The organism is Rhizobium sp. SEMIA 4085 (assembly GCF_013004495.1).
Taxonomy (GTDB): domain Bacteria; phylum Pseudomonadota; class Alphaproteobacteria; order Rhizobiales; family Rhizobiaceae; genus Rhizobium; species Rhizobium gallicum.
The window spans coordinates 1-2,964 of the sequence record NZ_JABEPH010000531.1; the positions used below are offsets into that span (position 1 = coordinate 1).

Annotated in this window: 2 protein-coding genes and 1 pseudogene; all 3 read right to left on the minus strand. The window is 61.1% G+C overall.

The genetic code is table 11. The features are described 5' to 3' along the window. Positions 1-82 precede the first annotated feature (82 nt). Complete coding sequence (locus tag C9413_RS30445) at positions 83-535, minus strand: hypothetical protein (protein ID WP_040116659.1); 453 nt, start codon at positions 533-535, stop codon at positions 83-85. 248 nt (positions 536-783) lie between these two features. After that, complete coding sequence (locus tag C9413_RS30450) at positions 784-1,689, minus strand: hypothetical protein (protein ID WP_040115913.1); 906 nt, start codon at positions 1,687-1,689, stop codon at positions 784-786. A 272-nt stretch (positions 1,690-1,961) separates the two neighbouring features. Next, positions 1,962-2,876 (minus strand): annotated as a pseudogene (locus tag C9413_RS30455) (bifunctional alpha/beta hydrolase/OsmC family protein); the annotation flags it as partial. Positions 2,877-2,964: the final 88 nt, after the last annotated feature.

The window sequence follows — 2,964 nt, forward strand, 5'->3', positions numbered from 1 at the left end:
ATACGGGAAGGTATTAGGTATTCACCAACTTTGTCGGAACAGGATAAGGCCGCTTATCTCAGTGAGGGAGGATCGGAGCGCGTCAGTCCGGCTCCACTGGTCGGATCGTATCGACCGAGACGTCGCCATCCAGGATCCCGCGCGAAACGTCGGTACGATCACGGTCGATCTCGATCACGGTGTAAAGCTTGTCGTCCCGGAAAGCACTCGCATTAGCTGTCGTCACGTCTTCGGCAGGCGCGGCATCGACCTCCATGAAGTCCAGCTCGCGACTCGCCGCGATGATCCGTGCGTCGCCTGGCGTCCTTGCCGCCACTACGACAACTCCATGTCCTGGAGAATTGGCCCATCTTGGATCGTTCGGTGCGGCGATCGGTTCGAGACGATAGATGCTGAGTGGTTCCCCAGCGCTGCCGGGCGCGCTCTGCGCGGCCGCGTCAGCGATCTGCGCCTGGCTTTCGACCGAACGCCCAAACGTAGTCGGGCTGGTTGCATTGTTGATCGCGTCGGTGCCTGTCTTCGAAACGTTCGACATGACGTCCTCCATAACAAACAATAACGATAGCGGCACCCAACTGTTCCGCACTCCAGAACTCGCAAGCGCCGGGCCGGTACGGCGCTCAAGGCGAAGCTGATCCTTAAATCCCAGGTGCAGACCAAATTCGCAGGGCAAGGAGCGTGCAGGGGCTCGGCCCCCCACGACCGTTTTAGTAACCCACGCAAGAGCGCTCTTTCAAATGGGTCGCCCCTGTTGAGCGGTTTGTCTACGTGGGCCTTAAATATTCAGCGCGTCACGTAGACGTCTTCGTCCCGCACGACGTGGGTCGTGCCGACGGCGCCGCCGATCCAAGCCGCGATAGCACCTACGGCTAGAGCGATGAATGCCAGGATCGCGCCCGCCGAGAACGCTGTCGCTGCGGTCTCGGCGGCCTCGGTCGCCTGCTGCTTCGCCCGGGCAACGGCGTCCTTGTACTGCTGCTCGTACTGGGCGACCTGCTGCTTGGCCTGATCGACAGGAATGTTCTGAGCTCGGGCGATGGCGTCGGCAGCGCGATTGCGTGCTTCTTCTGCCTTGGTTTGGTCGCCTGTCAGAACTGCGCGCACGGAGGCGACTGCGGCATCACGCAGCGCTGCTGGATCGTTGCCGCCACTTGCGTCGCGGATGCTCTGCTCGACGCCAGCCATTGGATCGGTGGCCGTCGCAAGTGCCGGCGCTGCAGTCGTGGCGGCTGTGGCCACCGTGGATCCGGCGCTGGAGACGATGCCGCCCAAACCAGAGAAGACGCCACCGACGAGAGCGCCGACGGATGTGGTCAAAAGATAGACGACGACGAGCGTAGTGACGGCCCACGACGTGACGCCATGAAGAGATCCCGTCGAACGAAGGGGGCGTCCGGACAACCGGCTGGCAATGTAGCCGCCGGCAAAGGATGCGATGAGGCCGCTAACGACGAACCAGATTGCCGTGCTGACCGAGAGCGTTGTCGCACTCGGATTATCACTCGAAGCGGGATCGATGACGGCGGCGCCGAGGCCGGCACCCAGGAGGTTGAGCAGGATCTGAACCACAAGTGCCACTGCGACGCCGGCGAACACGGCGCCCCAGGAGACCTTGTTGAAGGCTGCGTTGAGGTAGGGGTTATCGTCGCGCGTATGAATGTGCGCCACGGATGAAACGGGTTCGGTCATAGGAGTTTCCTTTTTTCACGCGTTCGTGAAGTGGCAATCAAACTCGCAGATGTGCCCATTGTTCCAGGTGGCTGAACTTCATTGGAAAGCGTGGATGCGAAATCCCAGATCCTTTGCTTGTAGCACCCGCAAGCACATACGGCTCGAGCCGCACCGGTGCCTTCTTAAACCCTCTCCAGAGGAAGAATGGGGGCGGAGGCAGCACCATGGTGACGGCGCGCGCGGGCGGACGCCAGAGCCAAGCGCGCCCGCGAGGCGCTTGTCTACCTTTCTTATTTCACGATCGTTTTTATCTTCGCCACAGCTTCGAGCGTGCGATGGACCGGGCATTTGTCGGCAATTTCAGCAATCTTGCTGCGAAGCTCCTCGCCGATCTCGCCATCGATGGAAATGACGCGCTCGAAACGATCTATCCTGCCGCTGCCGCGGCGTTCCGCTTCGGTGCAGTCTTCGCAGTCCTTGACATGAATTTTTGCATGCGAGACGTCAACGGCGATCCGCCCGAGCGTCAGCTTCTTGTGATCGGCATAGATACGCAGCGTCATCGAGGTGCAGGCGCCAAGTGCGATCGACAGGAAATCATAGGGCGATGGCCCGGTATCGAGCCCGCCCAGGTTTCCGGGTTCATCTGCGAAAAGCCGGTGGCTGCCCGCCTGAACCGAATTCTGGAACTTGCCTTCGCCCGTTTCCGTCACGCGGACATGTTCGATCACCCCCGTGCCCTGCGGCGTGTCGGCGGCAAGATAACGGGGCAGCCATCCCGATATGACCCTTCCGGCGAAGGCTGCGTCCTCAATGTCAGTGAGCAGGTGGTCGGCCTTGTCCAGCGAGATGAAGCTCTTGGGATGTCTGGCCGCGAGGAAGATTTCGTTGGCGTTTTCTATTCCGACCGTCTCATCCAGCGGCGCGTGAAGGATGAGGAGCGGCTTTTTCAGGCTCGCAACCGCATCCTTGAGACGGTGTGCACGCGCGTCCTCGACAAATTGCTTGCTGAGAAGGAACGTACGCCCGGCAAGATCCACTTCGGCTACACCACTTTTTTCGATTTCCTCGAGGCTCGTCCCGAAATTCTTCAACACGTGGCCGACATCGGCTGGCGCACCGATCGTGGCAACGGCGCGCACTTCAGGAATGTTCCTCGCGACGGCCCACACCCCTGCGCCGCCGAACGGGTGGCCCATCAGCACTCACCGCGCCCCGGCGGGCAGGCTAAGATAGGCGTCTGCCGGGAGTCGGGCGGCGGCGTAGGACGGTGAACTTGGGAAAACAAAATGG